General features: G+C 37.9%; 6 protein-coding genes. 2 read left to right on the top strand and 4 right to left on the bottom strand.

The window, feature by feature from the left end:
* Positions 1-4 precede the first annotated feature (4 nt).
* Positions 5-1,246 carry an ABC transporter permease gene (locus LBU54_RS04945; protein WP_224526686.1) on the bottom strand — a complete coding sequence of 414 codons (1,242 nt, stop codon included), beginning with the start codon at positions 1,244-1,246 and terminating at the stop codon, positions 5-7.
* 130 nt (positions 1,247-1,376) lie between these two features.
* Here LBU54_RS04945 and hisS point away from each other — a divergent pair, with 130 nt between their 5' ends.
* Positions 1,377-2,747: a histidine--tRNA ligase gene (gene hisS / locus LBU54_RS04940; protein ID WP_224526683.1), complete on the top strand. Its 1,371-nt coding sequence runs from the start codon at positions 1,377-1,379 to the stop codon at positions 2,745-2,747.
* A 50-nt stretch (positions 2,748-2,797) separates the two neighbouring features.
* Here the strand turns inward: hisS and LBU54_RS04935 are convergent, their stop codons facing one another.
* The 3 genes from LBU54_RS04935 to LBU54_RS04925 form a co-directional block, all read right to left on the bottom strand.
* A complete protein-coding gene (locus tag LBU54_RS04935; RefSeq protein ID WP_224526681.1) occupies positions 2,798-9,712 on the bottom strand; it encodes a choice-of-anchor D domain-containing protein in 6,915 nt (2,304 codons plus the stop codon).
* A gap of 189 nt (positions 9,713-9,901) precedes the next feature.
* Entirely contained in the window at positions 9,902-15,784 is a 5,883-nt protein-coding gene (locus LBU54_RS04930; RefSeq protein ID WP_224526678.1) for a choice-of-anchor D domain-containing protein, read from the bottom strand.
* 223 nt (positions 15,785-16,007) lie between these two features.
* Complete coding sequence (locus LBU54_RS04925) at positions 16,008-16,409, bottom strand: DUF2452 domain-containing protein (RefSeq protein ID WP_224526675.1); 402 nt, start codon at positions 16,407-16,409, stop codon at positions 16,008-16,010.
* A gap of 218 nt (positions 16,410-16,627) precedes the next feature.
* Here LBU54_RS04925 and LBU54_RS04920 point away from each other — a divergent pair, with 218 nt between their 5' ends.
* Positions 16,628-22,696, top strand: a complete 6,069-nt coding sequence (locus tag LBU54_RS04920) for a PKD domain-containing protein (RefSeq protein ID WP_224526674.1) — start codon at positions 16,628-16,630, stop codon at positions 22,694-22,696.
* The last annotated feature ends 3 nt before the right edge of the window (positions 22,697-22,699 follow it).

The raw sequence follows: 22,699 nt of genomic DNA, 5'->3' as shown, positions 1-22,699 counted from the left end.
GTATTTATTCGTACCGAAGTGATTCTATAGGGTCTAATTTTGCAGCTTTTGTTGCTGGATACAAACCAGAAATAACAGCGACTATAAACGCAATACTTGTTGCCCAAATCATAGCAATCCATGGTGTGGAAAACTCTAATTCAAATCCAGAAGCTACACCCCAGCCTATTAAAATACCCAATAGAATACCTAAAATACCACCAAGTTGACCGATAATTATAGTTTCAATAAAAAACTGGAATGCAATCGTTCTGCTTTTTGCTCCTAAAGCTTTGCGTACTCCAATTTCCCTAGTGCGTTCTGAAACAGATACAAGCATAATATTCATTAAGGCAATTGTAGAGCCAAAAATGGTAATAATACTAATAATCCAAGCTGCGATATAAAGTGCAGCGGTATTCTCTGCTACACGATTAAGAAGATCGTCACTTCGCTCAATGCCAAAATCATTCTTTTCAATTGGATTTAAACCTCTAATATTTCTAAAGGTCAAAATGGCATCGTCCTGTGCGGCCTGAAGCATATCCTGCTTGTCAACTTTGATGCTGAGTCCGTAATTGATTCTGGGATTTGTAAATATGGAGCGCGCTTTCTGTATTGGTATGATTGCCCTTAAATCTTGATTGTTGCCAAATGTGGAGCCCTTTTCTTTAAGAACTCCAATCACTCTAAACTTTGAGCCTCTAATACTAATAACCTTATCAATAGGGTTCTCCTCTGGAAAAAGTGCTTTTTGCAAATCGCTTCCAATAACCGTCACTGCGTTACTATTTTCAATATCGAAAACGTTTAGTGTTCTACCGTTTTCAACTTCAAGACCTGAGTTTTCGATATAGTTTTCGTTTGCACCTAGAATGGTAACCTCAGGATCAGTTTTAATATTATCGTATTTAACTTCGGCACCAATTGTTCCTGTAAAGACTACTGCAACTCGAGTAAAAGGATAATTATAATTCTCTTCAAATTCCTTTACGTTTCTGTAGCTGATTACTGGGTTTATTTTTTGGCGCTCTCTGCTGCTTTGGCGTTGAGCTGTAAACTCATAGCGCTGAATGTTAAACGTATTAGAGCCCATTGAGGAGAAATTACTCGATAATGTATTTTCTAGTGCAGAAACACCGCTTAAAATACCTACAAGTGCCATTATACCTATGGCAATTATTAAAACCGTTAAAATGGTACGTAAAAGTTGGCCTTTGATTGAGCCGAAGGCGATCCTAACATTTTCTCGTGCTAATGAAAACATAAAAATTTTCTACTAGTTGGGTTGTTTAAATTATAAGACTACTTAAACAGCATAAAGTTACTATAAAATCAAAATATCTTAGTTTTGCCTCTAAAAATTATAATATTTTTGTGAAAAATTAATTGAGGAGATGGGGCAAAAACCAAGTATTCCAAAAGGTACAAGAGATTTTAATGCAGAAGAGGTAGCTAAGCGAAATTATATTTTTGATACGATTAAAGCGAAGTTTGAAGTTTTTGGATTTCAACCTATTGAAACACCAAGTTTTGAAAACTCTGAAACCTTAATGGGCAAATATGGTGATGAAGGTGATCGATTGATTTTTAAAATTCTTAATTCAGGAGAATATCTTCGTAAATTGTCAGACGAAGAATTTAGTTCGAGATACGAAAAAATTATTACACCCAAGATATCTGAGAAAGCACTTAAATATGATTTGACGGTTCCCTTTGCCAGATATGTTGTGCAACACCAAAATGAAATAGAATTTCCCTTTAAACGCTATCAGATTCAGCCTGTATGGCGCGCTGATAGACCGCAAAAAGGACGATTTAGAGAATTTTACCAGTGTGATGCCGATGTTATTGGCTCACAATCATTATTTCAAGAAGTTGAGTTCATTCAACTGTATGACGCTGTTTTCAATGCCTTACATTTAAAGGGTGTAACTATAAAAATTAATAATCGTAAAGTGCTTTCTGGTGTCGCTGAGGTCATAGGAGCACAAGACAAACTTATCGATTTTACTGTAGCTTTAGATAAGCTTGATAAAATAGGTGAGGTGCGCGTAAAAGAGGAGATGCTGTCTAAAGGGATTCCCAAAGCTGGTCTTGACAAATTACAACCACTTTTTGAATTGGAAGGCGATTTTGGCTCTCAAATAGAACAATTGAAATTAATTTTGAGCGAATCAAAAGAGGGCTTAAATGGAATTGAGGAGTTAGAGTTTGTAAATAATGCTATAACAAGCCTTGGATTAAAATCGGCCAAGCTTCAATTTGATGTAACATTAGCGCGTGGACTCAATTATTATACTGGTGCCATATTTGAAGTAGCTGCTCCAAAAGGTGTTGATATGGGTTCTATTGGTGGTGGCGGTAGATATGACGATTTAACGGGTATTTTTGGTCTTAAAAATATGAGTGGCGTTGGTATTAGTTTTGGCCTGGACCGTATTTACCTAGTCCTTGAGGAATTAAATCTATTTCCTGAAACAATTACCGATGCAACCAAAGTATTATTTATAAATTTTGGTGAAACAGAAGCTATGGCCTGTCTGAAAGCAGTTTCGAAGCTAAGGGAGGAAGGCATTAAAGCAGAATTATATCCAGATGATGCTAAGATGAAAAAGCAAATGACCTATGCAAATAGGCGCAATATTCCATATGTTGCTCTAGTAGGGGAAGAGGAGCTAAAAACCAATAGCTTCACATTGAAAAACATGGAAACGGGTGATCAGGAAACGATCGATATACAACTGTTAATTAATAGATTAAAATAAAAAGGTTTAGTAGTAAACTAATCGAGTAATTAAAATCCAGAGAATAAGGATTATTTCACAATGAATTTTTTAGAAACCTCACTATTTTCGGTTAAGAGTTTAACAATATAAACACCCGTACTAACCTCGGGTATTGAATATTCATTATAAGATCCTTCTCTTGTTTCGTGCTTGAGGACTTCTCTACCATTAATATCGTAAATACGCAATTCTCTAAATTGTATTAATTCTGGATTTAAGACTACAATCTTTTTTCTGCCCATCGCGTAATAAAGGTTAAAACCTTCTTTAAATGCATCATTGATGGATAGTGTTTGAGGAACCGTGAAGGTAATTTCAAAACGATTTAGATATTCTCCAGCATCTAAAGTGAGCTCAAAGCTAGATGCTCTTAAATCGTGGTAATTACCCGTAGTCTTATCATGTAAATATATTTCAAGATCATTAGGTACATTTTCTAAATCGTCAATAGTTATTTCGTATATCTGTGATGATGAGGTATGTAAACCAATGGGTAGAACTGTAGTATCCTCGATTGCATCGTACCCTTGAATAGTATATTTTCCTTCATTAATCATCCAGTACATATCATCAGTAAGGCTATCATATATTGCGGCATCAAAACCTCTATCTACTTCTGGACTTGCAATACTGTCGATTGTGAGTAGAATTTGTCTGTGAATGGTTCCAGGAGCATTGAAACCAATTCTAAATTTCATTCTGTCATCTTCAAGTTCTGAGTTATCTTGTGAACTGCTAGGGTTAGAATTTTTCATAAAAACTGAACTGGCACTTGTTTCTTTGACAAATACACGTTGGCTATTTCTAAATTCTACATTACCGTCGCTCTCTCCGAGTACAAAGAATCCCTGACTTACTGGGATATATCTTCCAGGTATCTTGGTAGGTGTTCCTCCAGTAGCTACATCCGGATCATTAGTGCCGTAAGATGGAGCTGCTACGCCACCTGCAAGGTTATAAACAGCATAGCCGCCCTGATACTCTTGTAAAATGTGTGATCCACCTCCCCAGTGTTCCCAAAAATAAATTGTACCACTTATTGTAGGATCAGGATCTGAAGAATTTTCATAAGCAAGTATTGCAGCGTTATCAATGATAAATTGACGAGCATCTAGAGCAGATGGATATGGATTACCTAACATATAATTGTTACCTGCATTAATAGGTAAGCTTATGGTTCCATTATTTGGTTTGCCTACAAAAACATAATTCTGATCTGCATTGATTGGGCCTGTTCCAGGACCTTTCATGGTAAATCCTTCACCTGCACTCATAGTTCCAGTACTTCTTACATGTTGCCATGAGGAATAATCATTACTGAGATGATTGTCAAATTTCCAAATCCAATAATCTGCCAAACCAATAGGTGATGAATTGGAGCCGTTATATCCCGAAGTAATCCAATTTATTGGCATTGGATTTTCAGGATTACTACCATCCATTAGTACCGTATTGAGTTGGTAATCATTATTATTTGTATTGCTATTGATTGAACCAACAGGAGAAGACCAATAATTATAGGTAAACGTATCTGCTGTTCCTTGTTGATCACGTTCTAATTTTCCTTTACTTAAGGGATCAAGCATGCTGTTATCGCCTTGAATAAGTTGAGACTCGCCTTCAAGATCTATAAAGCCATCCAGTTTTAAATACCATGACACATTTAACTCAGAGTCATTTGTTACGTGGAATTCAATTGGGTTAGAACTTGAATCATTTTCATCAACAAATAGTCCAAGATGTTTTTGACGGTCATTATATGATATATTGTTATGAGAAATGCGCACAATTGACCAATCATAAGTAATAGCATCACTGCCAAAAACACCATCTTCAATATCATTTAGTGCACTAATTATGTCTGTATCACCACTATTGGTTATAAACGGTAAAGGTGCGGTTTCAAATGTAATTCCTTTGATGTTGTATAAGGTAGCGCCACTACCTTCATCAACTCCAGGTGTTTTTAGATCATCGGTAATATTGCCTTTAAAGTTATTAAGGCTGTAATATTTTACAAGATCAGACCAATAAAGGGTTTCTATATCAAGTGGAATTTCTTTACCACGTATATAACCGTTATTTCCATTTCCTATTTGTTGATAAGTAATTTTTTGAATTTCGTCTGCACTTAGTGCTTTATTAAAAAGTCTTATTTCATCAAGATATCCCTTAAAGTATTGCGAATTTGTAGTTGGGTTTTTTGCCATAGTAAAATTACTGGTATCTGGATTTAGTGTACCTGATTTCTCGCCGGATTGTACATTTTCACCATTGACATAAATATTGTAGGCTTCATTGGATGCACTGTAGCTAACAGAGACATGAGTCCATCTATTGGTTGGTATTTCTGTAGTATACATAACAGAAGTTCCACTTATATCAGCCTGCAGTAGGCCACTATTAAGAATACGTAGGTTAAAGTTATTCTGACCAAATAAAAATTGTTCTCCTGATCCGTCAGTATCTAATCTTATCCAGCCCATTAGGGTAATCTCTCCCCATTCACTAATTATTGGACTATCCTGAATATAATCATTGCGTCCATCAAAATGAATTTGAAGTTTTTTGCTGAGATGTCTTGGTGATCCAAATGTATCATCTGCAGTATCAAATAGATCTAAAATACCATCACCATCAGTGTCGAGGGAATCGTCTATAATACCGTCATTATTGCTGTCAAGTCCGGCATAAAGGGTTTGAGAAATGTTATAAGTTGCATCAGAATCGTTATAAATATCTATATAATCAGGGAGGCCATCACTGTCAGAGTCATTTACGAATAAAGTATATTCCATACCTTGTCCCTCATTACCATACGCAGTGGCTAATGTAGTACCGTTATGAAAGTCGTAGACATCAAGAATACCATCACCAAAAAACTCAGGAATGCCATCCGAGTCTAAATCTTTTTCCCTAACTGCATCGCTATCCTCGCCGTCACCCACTCCATCACCATCTATATCACCATCGCCATTCTCAAAGAACAGGTCAGCAATGTTACCAGCACCAGATTCATCTACATCAAATAGTGTATCATTATCACTGTCAAGATCTAAATAATCGGGAGTACCATCACCATCTGAATCAACAGGATTTAAACTTTCAAAGGCATCGTGCATGCCATTGTTATTGTTGTCAATCCATGAATCTATTACCGCTGATCCGTTGCTTACTGGTGAATAACCCGATTCAACAACATCTGGAATTCCATCATTATCACTATCAAGATCAAAGATATTAGCAACTCCATCACTATCTGTATCGCACAGTGATTGCGTTATCTTTATGTCATCTAGAGCTAAATCATTTCCTAAGCCACCGGTTTCATTGTTGTAGAAGTACACATTAAACTCACTAACGTCAAATGTCAAATCTGCTGAAAAATTATACCAATCACCAGCTAAATTACCGGCAGTAGTTGGAGGTATTTCTCCTGTTGTAATTGAAGCCAAAAGGTTATTCTCAAGATCTCTAAATTCCACTAAGATATCAGGGCGGAGTCTAGAACCTATATCAGGTGCATCTGTTCTATCGAGATTGATTACCCAGAAACTATAGGAGATTGGCACATTAGGTAAAGCACCGGAAATATTTGCTGTATAAAAGATTCCTGAATCATGAGAGGCGTTAAACATTGCCATTCTGCCATTCGTGTCATCTGGTGTATGATCTTCTCCAAGATACCAATGAGTGTCTGCCCAAGATCCGACTTCTCCGTTAGGGGTATCGTTAGTTCCGTTGCCATTACCTGCTCTATAGTAAACCGTATATTCACCATCATTTAGATCAATACCGCCAAGATCAGGGCAACTTGATGTGCCATCTTCGTAACAATACGTTGTAACTGCATTATAAGTTGTGTTTATTGTTGTTCGTTCACCACTACCAAAAGTTTCATTAAGGAACTTATAGTGCGTCTTAACTGCGATATCAGAATTGTTACATTGCATTTCTTCAACAGCATCAGCAATACCATCGTTATCATCATCAATATCTATATTGTCTAGTACGCCGTCACCATCACTATCATAAAAATTCTGAACTCCTGAGGCTTGAATTACAAATTGAAAACTAAATTCATCAGCATCGTTATTTTCAATAGTTATAGTTGAATTTTTTAACCCAATAGAAGACGTGTTAAATGCAACCTCAAAAGTTATGGATTCATCAGGGTTTAATGTTGAAGGAGAAGGGGTTCCTACAATGCTAAAGTCCGTGGTATTTGAAAGGATAATATCCGTAATTTCAAGGTTTACGCTTCCGGTATTCAAAACTGTGAATATTTTGGATTTGGTTTCGTTAAGATTTACAGATCCAAAATCAGTATGATCAGTCAATGATGGCGTAGTATCTCCATTCTCGATTTCATATCCATTTCCTGAGACTGCGATTTCTGCAAGTGCATTAGAAGTAATAATTATAGTGTAATCTTCGACTTCACCATCAAAGTTGGTTTCACAGCTTGAAGGATCGCTCCAATACTTTGCCGATACTCGCATTCGTGTCTCGCCAATCTGCGCTCCTTCAGGAATCGTAATGGCCAATGGTGATAAACTTGTAATGCCATCTGGCACATTGACAGCTGAACCGAGATCATAGCTCTCACCTTCGTCATCAAAATCAAAGTCCTGATTCCAATCTATCCAAGCAAAGGCATGAACTACATAATTACCATCCGTATCTACCTTGACACTTAAGTCATGGGTTGTACCTATTTCAACTGAAGTAGCGTATTCAGAGGTAAAATCTTCATATCCAACATCTTTAGGTGCTCCATCAGAATTATTAATTGTATTGAATGTCACATTAGTAACACTTGTTTGGTAGGCTAAATTTCCAATTGAATTACAATAGGTAGGTACTATACCTGTACCTTGAATGGTAAAATTATACGGATTTTCATCAGAATCGCTGCTGGCAATAGATATTATAGCAGTTCTTAATCCTTCTCCACTCGGATCAAAACTAAGTGTAAAGCTCGTACTCGCTGATGATGCTATTGTGTTTGATGGCATAGCAGTGATGCTGAAATCTGCTGCATGGGCACCTGAAATACTAATGTAAGGCGCTGTACCATTTAGGTTGAGCGCGTTGGAGTTTCCTTGATTTTCTATGGTAAAGATTCTACTTATTGAACCAGAATCAACATAAACTTCACCAAAATCCGTGTGATCAATAATTGTTGGAGTAGTGTCGCCGTCCAAGATATCGAATCCATTACCAGTAATATTAATCTCGGCTTCAGGAGTAGATTCGGTCACAACAATCTCGTAATCTTCAACTTCACCATCAAAATTTGTTTCACATAATGATGGGTCTTCACCAAACTTAACAGCAATGCGCATTCTTGTAGCTCCTAAAACGGCAGTTGTGGGAATAGTTATTGCTAGAGGCGACAGATTAGTAGGTCCGTCATCTACACCGATAGCAGTACCTAGATCATAACGCTCTCCATCATCTTCAAAGTCAAGATCCTGATTCCAGTCGATCCAAGCAAACACATGTACGGAATAGAAACCGTCTGTATCAACATTTACACTTAGATTTCGTGTGGAATTTAGTTGAACGGTTGTTGAGTGGGTCAGTGTAAAATCTTCATAACCATTATCCTTTGGAGACCCATCAGAGTGATTAATGGTATTGAATGTTACATTAGTTATCCCAGTATCATATTGCGTATTGCCAAAAGAATTACAATAATCTGTCGGTGTAGAATTATCATCTGATGTTAGATCAGACAAATCAATAATCTGAATCTCATGAGTCATATTATTTCCACCTCTGTGCGACCAATGAGAAGCTTGTGTTGTTGATTTCAAATCATAATTACGCCAACCTCTACCATATGCCGTTCCGTTTCCACTTGTAATTGACGCACCAACTATTAAAGCTTCTTCAATATTACTGAGGTTAGATGAAGAAATATCAAAATCTGTTTCACCTCCCGAATTAGAGTTTAATTGATAACGTGACACTCTTAAATCTGAATTGGCTAAAACGTGTACAAATTGTCTGTTGGTACCATTAGAGTCATGGTTTACATGAAACCTCCAATCAACACTTTGGTTATCTTCTCCAGGGGAAATTAATGGCCAATTGTCTGAAATGGCCTGGTTAATGCCATTTATTGTATTGTCACCTCTGTGATGGGTGAATATAGCTGCCTCGTCCCATGATTCAAGAGTGATTGGTGAACCTGTACCATCTGATTCATTTGTCAACCTTATAGTACCTGTATCTGTCGATACATTGCTCGAATCTCCATGTAATACTGTCCAATTAGATCCTGTAAATTCCACTACTGTAACAAATACAGTAACATTGTTAGAATTTGTTCCTTTTTCGACTCTTAATGTGGATAAATCTTCTAAATAGGCTAGTGCAGTAGCAGAATCTGCACCTCTGTTTCCGTCGTTTGTGAGTATACCACTAATAAATGGTATGCACCTATTAGCATCAGTAATTCCATTTAAAAGTTGAGTGGCACTATTGTTTGACCCATTTAGTGATACTTGATAACGTCCTCTCACTATAATTTCGTTAGGACCGCCTTCTGGTCCAATATATTCCAAAATAGAACTATGAAAACGCATTTCAGAATTTCTGGATCCATTTTGTCTGTAATAGCTAAGCGTACCAGTATTTGTTAAAACTCGAGCACCAGACAAATCATCTGCATGAAGTGTACCACCGAAACCTGGAACACCTGCATGAGTTTTACGATTGCTATTTGGAATGGCAATTGCTTTTTCAAGCGAGTTAACTGGAGAAAATTCTGTGTTTATACCGCCTGAATTCCCAATGTCATCTTTTACATGTTGTACCTTAAAATCCGAAGATTGACCATGTAATAAAGTACAGAGCAGTAGTGTTGTAAATGACAATACCCATTTAGAGGCATTGAAATTACCTTTCAAAGAAGATGCAATTTTTAAGTTCATGAGTTTGGGGCTCTAGAAAATTAAATCTTTGATTCGAAACAAACATAAAAAAAAATCCATAAAAATCCATAAAGTGCATTAAAATATCGATGAAATACACAATTACTACCAGATCAAAGAAAAAACAAGCAAAAAACCCTGCCAAATAAGACAGGGTTTTTTTAGGTTAAGATTTAAGATTTGGGAAAATTACCTTACTAAAACTTTCTTAGTAAATACCGAACCGCTTACAGTATATAACTTAATAATATAAGTTCCAGTACTTAAATTTTTAACCTCATATTCAGAGTAACCGCTCTCTGAAATATCTTCTATTTGATATACCGATTGTCCTAGGATGTTGAATAACTCTATTGAGCTCACATCTATTAGATTTGGGTTAATCAGTACAATTGATTCATTATCGTTAGAATATAACACATCCAAGGATTGCGTTTCTTCGTCGTCGATGTTCAATAAGTTGGAGTTTGTACCAAACGTTATTTCAAATCTATCTTCATATTCTCCGGCATTAAGGAAAATTGAATAATCACTTGCTCTAAGATCATGGTAAAGTTCTAATACTTTATCATGCAGATAGATATCTATGTCTTCGGGTACATTTTCCAATTTATCAATGGTAAAGGTGTTGGTACCGTCTGTATCCGTTTTTACACCTATTGGATATACCGTCTCTTCTCCGGCTTCACTATTAGCCTGAATCGTATAGGCTTCATTATTTATAATCCAGTACATATCGTCCATTTGCTCTTCGTTAAGAATAGCATCGTATGCCCAATCTACACCTTCAGTTGTATTTTCATCAATTGTTAATAACAGCTGTCTGTGAATGGTGTTTACGGAATTGAATCCAAACCTGAACTTCATTCTGTCGTCTGTGTCTGTATTAATGTTGGCACTCTTGCCACCATTAAAGTTTCTCACAAATACGGACGAGGCTACACCTTCTTTTTGGAATACACGTTGACCGTTGTTAAAGTTTATTGTACCCGTATTTTCACCTACAACAAAGAAACCTTGTCCAACTGGAATATACCTTCCTGGAAGTTTAGTTGGCGTACCTCCTGTACCAACATCAGGGTCATTGGTTCCTAATGAGGCAGCACCTACGGCTCCAGAGAAGTTGTAAGTAGCGTAGCCACCTTGGTATTCTTGCAATACGTGCGATCCGCCACCCCAATGCTCCCAGAAATAAAGGGTTCCACTTAACAATGGTGTTGGGTCTACACCTGGTTCATAATCTAACTCAGGACCATTATCTTGAATAAATTGATGTGCATCAATCGCTGAAGCATATGGATTACCAACGAGATAGTCGTTACCAGCATTAATTGTGAGGTTTATATCACCATTATTAGGTTTGCCAAGATAAACGTAATTCTGTTCTCCCAATATTGGGCCTGTACCTGGTCCTTTCATCGTAAATCCTTCTCCAGCATTTAGCGTACCGGTACTTCTTACGTGTTGCCAAGCCGAATAGGTATCACTCGGTAGGTTGGCATATTTCCAAATCCAATAGTCAGCAATTGTAATTGGGTTTGTTGCGGCCCCATTAAAGGTGCCGTTATCAAAATTAACTGCATTTGTTCCATCGTAGAAAATATCCTGAAGTGCATAGCTGTAATTATTTGTTGCTATGTCCGTATCACCTACAGGAGCTGACCAATAGTTATAAGTAAAGGTATCTGCTGTTCCCTGTTGATCTCGTTCTAATTCACCATTAACTGCCACATCAAGATCACTATCAATTTCTTGTATTAATTGAGACTCGCCTTCCAAATCAATTTTTCCTGTTAGGCTTAAATAATGTGAAATGTTTATCGCATTACCAGTATCTGTGGCGTTATCACCATCAAGCGTAAGCTCGTTAGCATCTACATAAAGCCCCAAGACTGTTCTTACGTCATTATTGCCTGCGGGCAATGTCGTGTTGTCCATGGTAATGTTGTGTGATGTTCTTACAACATTCCAATCTATCGTTGTATTCGCATCAACAATAGAGGCCGTGCCAGGAATATACTGTACATTACCGTTTGTCCAAGTTGCATTGGTATCCCAATCACCGTTTTGTGTTGATTCATAAGGTAGGGGTGCCGTTTGCCTATCAACAGTATCTAAATTTCTCAAAGCACCTTGGTTACCATTACCAGATAAATCATCTGTATTGGTATAGGTATATATAGTCATTGGATAATAACCGGCCAAATCTGTCCACGGAATTGAATTTACCTCGTTTCTAGTGATTGATGTTGGTAGTTCATTGCCCATAACCTGACCAGCATTATCAGAAATCTCTTGGTTCATGATAAAGTGTAATTCGTCAACAGAAAGCGCGGTGTCCCAAACCCTAACTTCATCGATGTTTCCTCTGAAGTATTGTGTTGGTGTGTTTTTACCTGCTGCGGCGATATAGAAATTTTCGTCCGTTGCAACAGGTGGCGTTCTGTTTGCACTATTGTCTTCAACACCATCTATATACAATTTGACCGTAGTTCCGTCATAAATTACGGCCACTTCGTGCCATTCGTCATCCGGAACTGCTGTATTTGAAATTAAACTTTGGTCAGAACCGTTTTTCCATATGATTTCGATTCTGTTGTCATTTAGAATTCTAAGGTCATATCCTTCCGTAAAGGCGGCATCACGCTTTGAAACGATTGATGCTGTACCAGTATCTGCGGCATCTCTTTTTATCCATGCAGAAATGGTAAATTCAGCAGGATTTAAATCTAAACGGTCATCTACGTCAATGTAGTCTACCGCACCATCAAAGAAAACCGAACGCTCTGCAATAATTTGAGGTGCATAACCAAAGGTTACGTATTTAACACCGTCAAAATCGTAGACTGCTTCTAAATTACCGCTACCGTCTGGAGTCATAACTCTATAGTCTGCTGTTGGGTCAAATATTCCTGTATCAGAGATAAACATGTAATAACTTCCTGGAGGTGTAATGTTCCTTATGGCATTTTGTGGAATCCGTACTTTAACTTCCGGAATATCACCGCCAGTTTCTACAAACTTCCATGTGCGTTGCATAGCCGTAAAGGTTACATTTGTAGTTAATGCAGGTGCTATACCAGCACTCATGTTTACTGTAACTGTTGAAGCGGCAAGGTTAAGATCTGTACCATCGTTACCCCACATTAAGAATTCCTTATCACCTAATGTTGTTGCATTAAGGTCTTTGTTTTCTTTATTAGTATTGTAAATGTCAGTTAGTCCGACAGTTAAGACACCTTCAATTGGCCCAGTGCCATCGGTAGCATCATTTACACTACTCGATTGTTTCTGATTCAGTTCAGAAGCATCATCCCGTCCAATACCAGCAATATCGTAGTTGTAAGTTCCACCATCAGAAGATTGGTCCCAAATTACAGTTCCGTCACTATTTACGTAATCTTGAGATGTTCCATTAACACCAAGGGTTATACCATACTTTACGGCCAGATAAGACTGAATTCTGTTCCTTGCTTGGCTAGCATTACTGTCATTCTGTGTAGATGAGTAGGTTATTACTTCAGCAATACGTCCATCAAAACTACCGTTCCAATATTGGCTTCTTCCTAACCAATATTTAGTATTCGTTACCGTTGAAAAATCTGGAGCATCGCTGGTAACATTGCCAAATTGATCACCATTTAGATATAGCTCCATATCATTAACAGTTGCATTGTGCCTAATGTTTATAATTCCTATTTGGTTATAGTTTACGGTATTTAATGTAGAGCCTCTGCCGTAACCAGTAATTGGAGGACCAGCTTGTGATGTCCCTACGCAATATCCAAAATATTCATTTGTAAATCTTTGACTATATGCACCATAGCCAAAACCTGTAACATCTTCCGCCTGTGTATCATTTGCTGTAGGATCTGAACTGGTGAATGTATCCAAAGGAATCATACTAGTTGTAATAGTTGGGTCAGGCATAATTACCACAAACATATCAGCACTATTAAATCCTCCGGTACCTGTCAATTCATCTCTACTACCATCACTAATAATGTAGGTCATATCAGAATTGGCGGTATTGTTGTTGTTTTCAAAATCAATAACAGGATTAAAATTAAAGTTTCTCGTAGTATTGTCTCTGTAAACAGGTTCTAAACCACTTACCATGACTTCTGCATGGTTACCTTTTCCATTATCAAACCAGTCAGTTACTAAACTACCATCAGCATTTTCATCTACCCCGTCAATCATGTCCGCTCTTAACCAAAGATCTAGATCCGTGGTAATTCCACCTGGGCCATTTGTTGGTGTACAATATGTTGTTCCGGTAATTGTAATTTCATCAACGAAAACTTGGTCATCGTCAGCACTGGCATTGCAACGAACTCTAAATCGTGAGATCGCAGAGGCAGGAAAGGTGTAATCCGTACTTTGAAGCGTTACAATTTTACCATAAAAAATGGTACTTGTTGTAGTTTGAAAATCTGCTGTTTTATCGACTACGTTACCACCTTCATAAACTTGAACCGTGGTCCATGTTGCACCATTATCATCGCTGTATTCTATCATAAACTCCTCGGTGTCTTCAACACTACTTGGTGAGAAGAAGAATTTAAAGTCTACTTTGTCGTAATTAGACAAATCAAAAGCAGGGGAGTCAAAAGATGATGCAGAACCAGTTGCATCGGCATGCCTAACCCGAATACTGTGACTACCTTGATAAGACCAAGTTGCGTTGTTTACTCGTGCTGCGTCAACGCCACCAGAAGTCCATCCATCTAAACCAGTTTCAAAATTTGCAGTGTGAATAACCGTATTACCACAAGGCGGTGGCACAAAACCAGTACCTTGAATACTAAAGTTGTATGGATTTTCATCTGGATCGTTATTTGCGATTGAAACGGTTGCCGTACGTAGTCCTAATGCACTAGGATCAAAGGTAATGCTAAACGTAGTACTACTGCCAGCACCAATAATTGAAGCTGGGATAACAGCAATGGTAAAATCTGCGGCATGTGCACCACCAATCGTAACGTAAGGTGAAGCTGCCGTTAAAAGGAGATCTAATGAGGTACCCTGATTTTGAATCGTAAAGATATTTGTATTAGTACCGCCTGCAATATCAACATTTCCAAAATCTGTATTATCTAAAAAAGTTGGGGTAATATCACCGTCTGCAATATCTGTTCCGCTACCTTGTACATTTATTTCCGGCAATGTCGTAGTACCGTTACCTTGTATATCAAAATTATAAGGATTTTCATTACTGTCATCATTGGCTATAGAGACTGTGGCTGTTCTAATTCCAGTTGCACTAGGATTAAAGGTTATTGTAAATGTCGTGCTCCCACTTGCTGCAATGGGTGTTGTAGGGTTAGCAGTCAACGTAAAATCTGCTGCGTGTGCACCTGTAATATTGATATATGGTAAGGGATCTGTTAAGTTTAAGTTTGATGTTCCTGTATTTTGAATTGTAAAAGTATTAGCATTCGTACCAACTGTAACATCAACATTTCCAAAATCGGTATCATCAGTAACCGACGGTGTTATGTCGCCGTCTACAATATTGGTTGCATTTCCTTGCACATTCATTTCTGGTACAGCACCACCCACAATATTAATGGTATAATCTTCCACCTCACCATAACCAAAACTTCCGCATGGTCCAGGTATCGCATTCCAACTCATACTAACCCGCATTCTTGTAGCACCCAAGGTTGCACCAGCTGGTACAGTAAAAGCACCCGATACTGGTGTAGCCGTCGTAGCAGCCTGCGCAAAAACACGTTCTCCTGCTTCGAATGTATTATTTTGGTTGTAATCAATCCAAACAGCATAACCTTCTGCATAGGTTGGCCCTGTCCAGGTAGGTGTTACTGTTATTGTGTATCCAGTTGATAAGCTCAAATTTGTGCTTACAGCCGTAAAATTTGAATATCCAGTACCAGAAGTTCCTACTCCAGAAGAATTATCAATAGTATTTAATTGAACTCTGGAAATATATTCGTCAGCGGTACTATTTCCGTTGGAGGCGCAATATTGGGCATAACCCAATGAAGTTCCTAACATAAATATGGCGAAACTATACAGTCTACGCCTGTAGGTAATAAAAGTTTTCATAAGCGGTTAAATTTAGTTTGGGGCTAAATCTGGCTCAAACTTAGAACAAACATCTATAAAATGCAAAAATAATCGATGAAATGCATGTATATTTTTTAACTACCTGAAAATCAGTGATTAAAAAGTTATATAAAAATGAGTAATAAATGGCCGTGAAATTGGAAAATGCTTAGAACGTGAAGGTTAGGAATTTAAGAATAGTATGAACTATCAATTAATTGACTTACAACTTGTGCCAAATACCGTCAGCATCTAAATAAAAGCTTCCAACATGGTTAAAGTTGCATTCATCAGGAGAAATAATAGATAGAAAAGTGGTTTCGTTCTCCCTTTTATATAAATGATAATTTTCACCGACTACTGGTTCAAAATTAAATGATGCGTTATAAACCAAATTGTTATACTCGTACTCTTGCATCATCTTATCATATGCCGCTTTGAGTTCATTGTATTTGGCTTGGATGTGTCTATTAATCTTGTTTATGTTTCTATTCTTCCAAGCAATAGAATCAGTATTGGTAATAACTGGAGCGGCCAAATCTGTGGCATAGGGCATAAGATGTGCCTCGTAGCGCTCTTTTTCGGTGTTATATACAACCTGATCGGGTTTCTTCTCTTTTTTCATAACCTTAATTACCTTGCAAAGTTAAGGAATACCAGCTCATATGTTAACGCCTTTAATACTTTATTAGGAAGTTTGTCTCCTTTTAACGATAGATTTTTGTCCCTAATGCCATACGTTGAAAAAAAGTTACACTTATCGAAAAAAATAGTTGTGATTGTTTAAATTCATAAGAATTTAATTACATTGAACCGCTTTAAATAATTAGCTATTAAAGTTTTATGCCTAAAATTAAATATAACCTACTTGTTTTTATGTTCATTCTTGTGTTTGGTTGCATCGGTGCATTTAACTTGGCAACCAGCATATTAACAGAGGATCTCTTAACTGAAAAGTGGGCCTCATCAATCTTTAACCTTCCTCCAGATGCGGCTATATCTGGTACAACTACAGTTTGCTTAAATGATGCACCACTACCTGAGGTCACCTTTACAGGTTCGGGAGGTGATGCACCATATACATTTGTTTACACAATAAATGGAGGTGCAAATCAAACTGTTACTACGGCTGGAAATGATGATTCGGTTTCTGTAACTGTCAATACCAATGTTGCTGGAGATTACGTTTATGAATTAGTAACTGTTACCGATAGTAATAATGATACAGAAACTGTCGCTGGAACTGCTACAGTTACGGTTGCAGCGCCACCTACTGTTAGTTTTACTTTTAATGATGGTGGTTGTTCAGCAGATCCTGTAGCATTTACTTCTAACGTTTCAGGTAATGGACCATTTACCTACAATTGGACGTTTGGTGATGGCAGTACTTCATCAGACGAAAACCCTAATCATATTTATGATGCTTTTGGATGCGGATTTTCCAATTTTACTGCAGAATTAACCGTAACTGATGACAATGGGTGTAGCGCAACTTTTTCTTCAGTGGTTAATGTTGAGCAACGTCCAAGCTTGAGTTTTGAAGATTTGGATGCAATTTTTACTGAGCCCTTTGATAATTGTGGTAACAATACGGTTGATCCTTCATATACTATTAATGTTGGAAATACATCCACGTCTACAGCTTGTATAACGGGTTATGATATTGATTGGGGTGACGGTACATCAGAAACAAATGTAACATTTCCAATTTCTCACACTTATGCAGAACTTGGTTCGTTCAACATGGTAATTACAGGCTACGGAGATACAGGATGTAATGCTACGGAGACGATATTAGTTAAAAATTCCAGTAATCCAGTTGGGGCAATAATAAGTCCGGGAAATACTGTGAATTTATGCTTGCCAATAAATGAACTTGATTTTGCTATAGGTTCTTGGGGAACCAATCCACCAGATACAACTTATTTTATAAATTACGGAGACGGAACAACTGCCCAATATACACAAGCGCAACTTATTGCGGCGACGGCAAATTATGACCCGAATAATCCTGCTATTGCAGATCCTTTTCCAATTCCACATGAATATACAGAGTCTAATTGTCCATTACCGTTTTACACCATCACATTAGTAATTGCGACATCTTGCGGACAGACCGTATTAACAGCTGGACCTATAATTATATTAGACCAACCGACTGTAGATTTTGAATTTGAGACACCTGGTTGTGTTAATACTGAAATTCAATTTACCAATACAACAACAGGTGGTTTTGGTCCCAATTGTACTACAATTGCGAATCACTCATGGGATTTTGGAGATGGCACAACCTCTAATTTAGAAAATCCAACACATACCTATACAAATCCAGGCACTTATACCGTTACGCTGATTGAAGAAAACTTCTGTGGCGTTGCCGATCCTGTACAATATGAAATATGTATCGAATCTGAATTGGTTGCTGATTTTTCGTTAGATAGCAATAATGGCTGTATTCCTTTTGATGTGAATGCAACAAATACAACCGATTTAACCGATTCCTGTGGTGGCGAAACATACTTATGGGAAGTAAACTATACCCCAGATTTTTGTGGAACATTCGCATCTTGGAATTACACTAATGGAACGAATGAAAATTCTGAGAATCCTTCGTTTCAGTTCAATAGCGCAGGTATCTATGAACTCACCATGACGGTTAACAATTCTTGTGGTGATTACACGACATCGCAATTAGTTGAAGTAAAACAACCTCCAGCCTCGTCATTAAATGCAATACCAGATTTCTGTGGCACTGCATCTATTAATCCGGTCGCTACAGTACAAACCTGTGCTCCTGCGTCGGAGACCATCATATACAGCTGGTCCTTTCCTGGTGGAACACCAGCTACATCAAACCAGTTAGATCCGGGAACCATTACCTATGTGGCTGTTGGGGACTATACCATTACTTTTGAAGTGAACACAAGTTGTGGTATATCCACAGTGACTGAAACATTCTCCATAAATGAGATTCCCTCAATTACTAATACAGATTTAGCACAGACGATATGTTCTAGCACGCAATCGAGTGAAATTAATCTTACGTCAGATTTACCAGGCACAATTTATACATGGACCTCTAATAACCCTGCTGGATTAACAGGTTATATTCCTTCTGGAAATACGGATACAATCCCAGCTCAAAATCTTGTAAACACAACTGGTGCTGACATTACGTTAATTTATACCGTAACTCCAGAATTAAATGGTTGTTCAGGAGCGCCTGTAAATTTTGAAATAACGGTTGAACCTGCTCCATTAATTTTGGATCAACCTATTTCTGACGAGGTTTGTTTAAATGGTACCACTAGCGATTTAACGGTTACTTTTCAGGGTACTGGTACACCAGTTTACCAATGGTACTCCAACACAGTAGATGATAATAACACGGGTACAGCAATTGCAGGTGAGACAGGAGCCACGTTTTTACCGCCAACGGATACGGTTGGAACCACCTTCTATTATGTAATTATAACATTTTCTACGGGTGGTTGTAACGAAATAATTTCGAATACCGCTTCAATTACAGTAGCAGATGTAGCCCAAGTAACCTCCCAGCCAACACCAACACAGTCTGTTTGTATTGGTGGTACGGCAGATGAACTATCAATAGCCATTTCTGGCGGTATTGGATCGGAGTCCTACCAGTGGTATATAAATACGGTCAATTCGAATACAGGTGGTACGGCAATAGCAGGTGCCACATCACCAAACTATACACCGCCTTTATATACTGCAACGGGTACCTATTACTACTATTTGGAAATTAGTTACACGGCAAATGGTTGTACAGGTGTTGTTAGTGATGTCGCTGAAGTTGTGGTTGTTGATGATCCGGTTATAACTAGCCAACCGTTGATTGATCAAATTGTTTGTGAAAACACGGCTACACAAGACCTAGAAGTTCTGGTTAGCGGTGGATTAGGAAACATTTCCTATCAGTGGTATGTTAATACGGTTAATGCTAACTTAGGAGGAACACTAATTCCTGGAGCAACAAATCCTACATACACACCACCTTCTAATATTGTTGGAACTTTATACTATTATTGTGTTGTTACACAAGACGTGTCCGGTTGTGAAGTTACCAGTGAAACGGGTGAGGTCATGGTTAATCCTGGTGCCCAATTCACGGCACAACCCATATCAGATGAATTATGTTTGGGTGAAACTACCGCTTCTTTAGTGGTAAATTTTACTAATGGAACGGGAACACCCACCTACCAATGGTATGAAAATACAATAGATGACACAACAACTGGAACACCTATCGCAGGCGCAACAACAAATACGTATGATCCACCTGTTAATACAGTAGGAACAACCTATTATTATGCTATACTTACGTTTAATTCGGGAGGATGTTCAGAAATAATTTCTCAGACTGCCGAAATAATCGTTAATGAGACACCTAGCATATTGGATGGAAGCGTATTGATATGTAGTGGTAATACCTTTGAATATATTCCTGATACAACAGGAGGAGCTATTGTACCCGGAAATACAGTGTACACCTGGCCAGAACCAGTTGTGGTTCCTGCTGGAGCAATTACCGGAGCAGTATCACAGCCTACTCCATCTACAACGATAAGTCAATTTTTAGAAAATAATACTACTAATCCTGCAACTGTTACATATACAGTTACGCCTGCATCTGGTGATTGTGTTGGTGCCGCTTTTGAAGTTGTGGTTACTGTTAATCCTTCAATATCTGTAACGTCATCAGTGACAAATAATAACTGTTTCGAGTCGAATAATGCGTCTATAGAAATTGATATTGCAGGAGGTGTGCCTTTTGCCACAGGAGTTCCATATGTAATCACTTGGAATGGACCAAATGGATTTACCAGTTCCGATGAAGATATATTTAATCTCCAAGCGGGTACTTATACGTTGGATATTCAGGATAATGGCGGTTGTCCGTATACAGAAACCTTTACAATTACAGAGCCAGATGAATTGGCATTTAGTCTTGTTGATTTTGATCCTGAAACGATTTCATGTTTTGGAGCAAACGATGGCGAAATAAATATTGATATTGAAGGCGGTACCATGCCATATGACTATACGTGGACTCTCGATGGTGCACCATTTTCAACAGATGAAGATCTTTCAAATTTAGGACCTGGAATCTATGCTGTTTCAGTTACTGATGCTAATAACTGTGGACCAATAGAACTGACATTTGTAATCGTTGAACCAACAGAATTACAAGCCTCTTTAAATACTGTATCGAGTATTATCTGTTTTGGTGAGGATACTGGTGCGATAACCGTAGATATAGCTGGAGGTCGACCAGGATACACCTATTCTTGGATCGGACCAAACGGGTATACAAGTTCAGACCAAAATATCAATACCTTATTCGCAGGTACTTATACATTAACCGTAACAGATACGTCTGATTGTGCGGATACTCTTGATGTTGAGGTCATTCAAAATGATCAACTAGATATTGATGTCACCACAACTGAAATTGAATGCTTTGGTGATAACGATGCATCTATAACAATAAACGATATAACTGGAGGTGTGCCACCGTATACAGTAGAGTGGAGTAACTTTGGGACTGGAAATAGCCAAACCAATCTTTCTGCGGGAGTCTATATCATAACCATTACAGATTCTGAGGATTGTGTGCGTGATTTTGAAATTGAAATAGAAGAGGCACCAATTTTCTTAATTGATCCAGTGGTAACTCAAATGTCATGCTCGGGTGAAAATGATGCCAGAATTGTATTAAATTTTCAAGGTGGTATTGATCCAGTAACTGTAGTTTGGGATGATGACCCTTCAGCGGGCGTAGAGCGAAATAATTTGGCACCAGGAACTTATTCTGTTACAATTACTGATGGCACACCATGTGTTATACAAGAAACGTTTACCATATTCGATATTTTACCCTTGCAGTTATCCGCTGGTGTTACTGATGCATTAGATTGCGACGACACCAATAGTGGTGCTATTAACCTTTTGATTGAAGGTGGAACGCCACCATTTACAATTTCCTGGTCTAATGGTGCGTCTTCGGAAGATTTGGATGCTATTCCACCAGGCACGTATGTGGTCAGTGTTATCGATGCTAATGGCTGTGACATTGAAGGTAGTTGGGAGGTTAATCGGTTTGCCCCATTGGTTTTAGATGTTCAAACCCAAACGGAAGTAGATTGCGAAACCCGATCTATAGCACAATCATTTATGGCTGTGGCCAGTGGTGGCGTGCCACCATTTCAATATACTTGGTCTAGCGGTACAGTTAGTGGTGTTAACAATGAAATGATGACAACCGATGAAAATGGGTTGGTAATGTTAGAAGTAACCGATAGTCAAGGCTGTATGACTAATTTTAGCCTTAGTATTGAAATACCAGTATTAGGTGAACCTGATTTTGATGTGTCATCGTTTGGCTTCTTGAATTTTGGAGTTTATGCCATCCAAGATCCTATAGAATTCACGAATACTGCAACTGGTGACTTTGAAAGTATCCTTTGGGATTTTGGAGATGGTAGTTTTTCGTCGGAAGAGAATCCTATCCATACCTATTTAGAGGTAGGTAGTTATATCGTTACCCAACGCGTTACATATCCTTTTGGTTGTGTTTACGAACGTATTATTACTCTTGTTGTAGAAGAAGGCTACAAATTGGTTATGCCAGATGCATTTACACCAAATGAGGATGGGCTTAATGATTATTTTGGTCCAGTGTTTAGGGGATTGAATACGCTGGAACTGAACATCTTCGATACTTGGGGAAGTTTAATTTATTCGGAGTCTGGTGAAAATCTTCGCGGTTGGGATGGTAAGATTAAAGATGAAGTTGCAGAAAACGGTAATTACTATTACACCTTCACTGCAAAAACATTCTATGGTGACGAAGTTAAAAAACAAGGTGCCTTTGTATTTATCAGATAGATC

This window comes from Winogradskyella alexanderae, from assembly GCF_020166335.1.
Classification (GTDB): Bacteria; Bacteroidota; Bacteroidia; order Flavobacteriales; family Flavobacteriaceae; genus Winogradskyella; species Winogradskyella alexanderae.
The sequence above is the reverse complement of the archived record's forward strand: the minus strand, read 5'-3'. Positions and strand labels throughout refer to the sequence as shown.

Coding starts and splice junctions, on each gene's coding strand:
- LBU54_RS04930 (WP_224526678.1), bottom strand. CDS start 15,784: ATGAAAACTTTTATTACCTACAGGCGTAGACTGTATAGTTTCGCCATA.
- LBU54_RS04945 (WP_224526686.1), bottom strand. CDS start 1,246: ATGTTTTCATTAGCACGAGAAAATGTTAGGATCGCCTTCGGCTCAATC.
- LBU54_RS04925 (WP_224526675.1), bottom strand. CDS start 16,409: ATGAAAAAAGAGAAGAAACCCGATCAGGTTGTATATAACACCGAAAAA.
- LBU54_RS04920 (WP_224526674.1), top strand. CDS start 16,628: ATGCCTAAAATTAAATATAACCTACTTGTTTTTATGTTCATTCTTGTG.
- LBU54_RS04935 (WP_224526681.1), bottom strand. CDS start 9,712: ATGAACTTAAAAATTGCATCTTCTTTGAAAGGTAATTTCAATGCCTCT.
- hisS (WP_224526683.1), top strand. CDS start 1,377: ATGGGGCAAAAACCAAGTATTCCAAAAGGTACAAGAGATTTTAATGCA.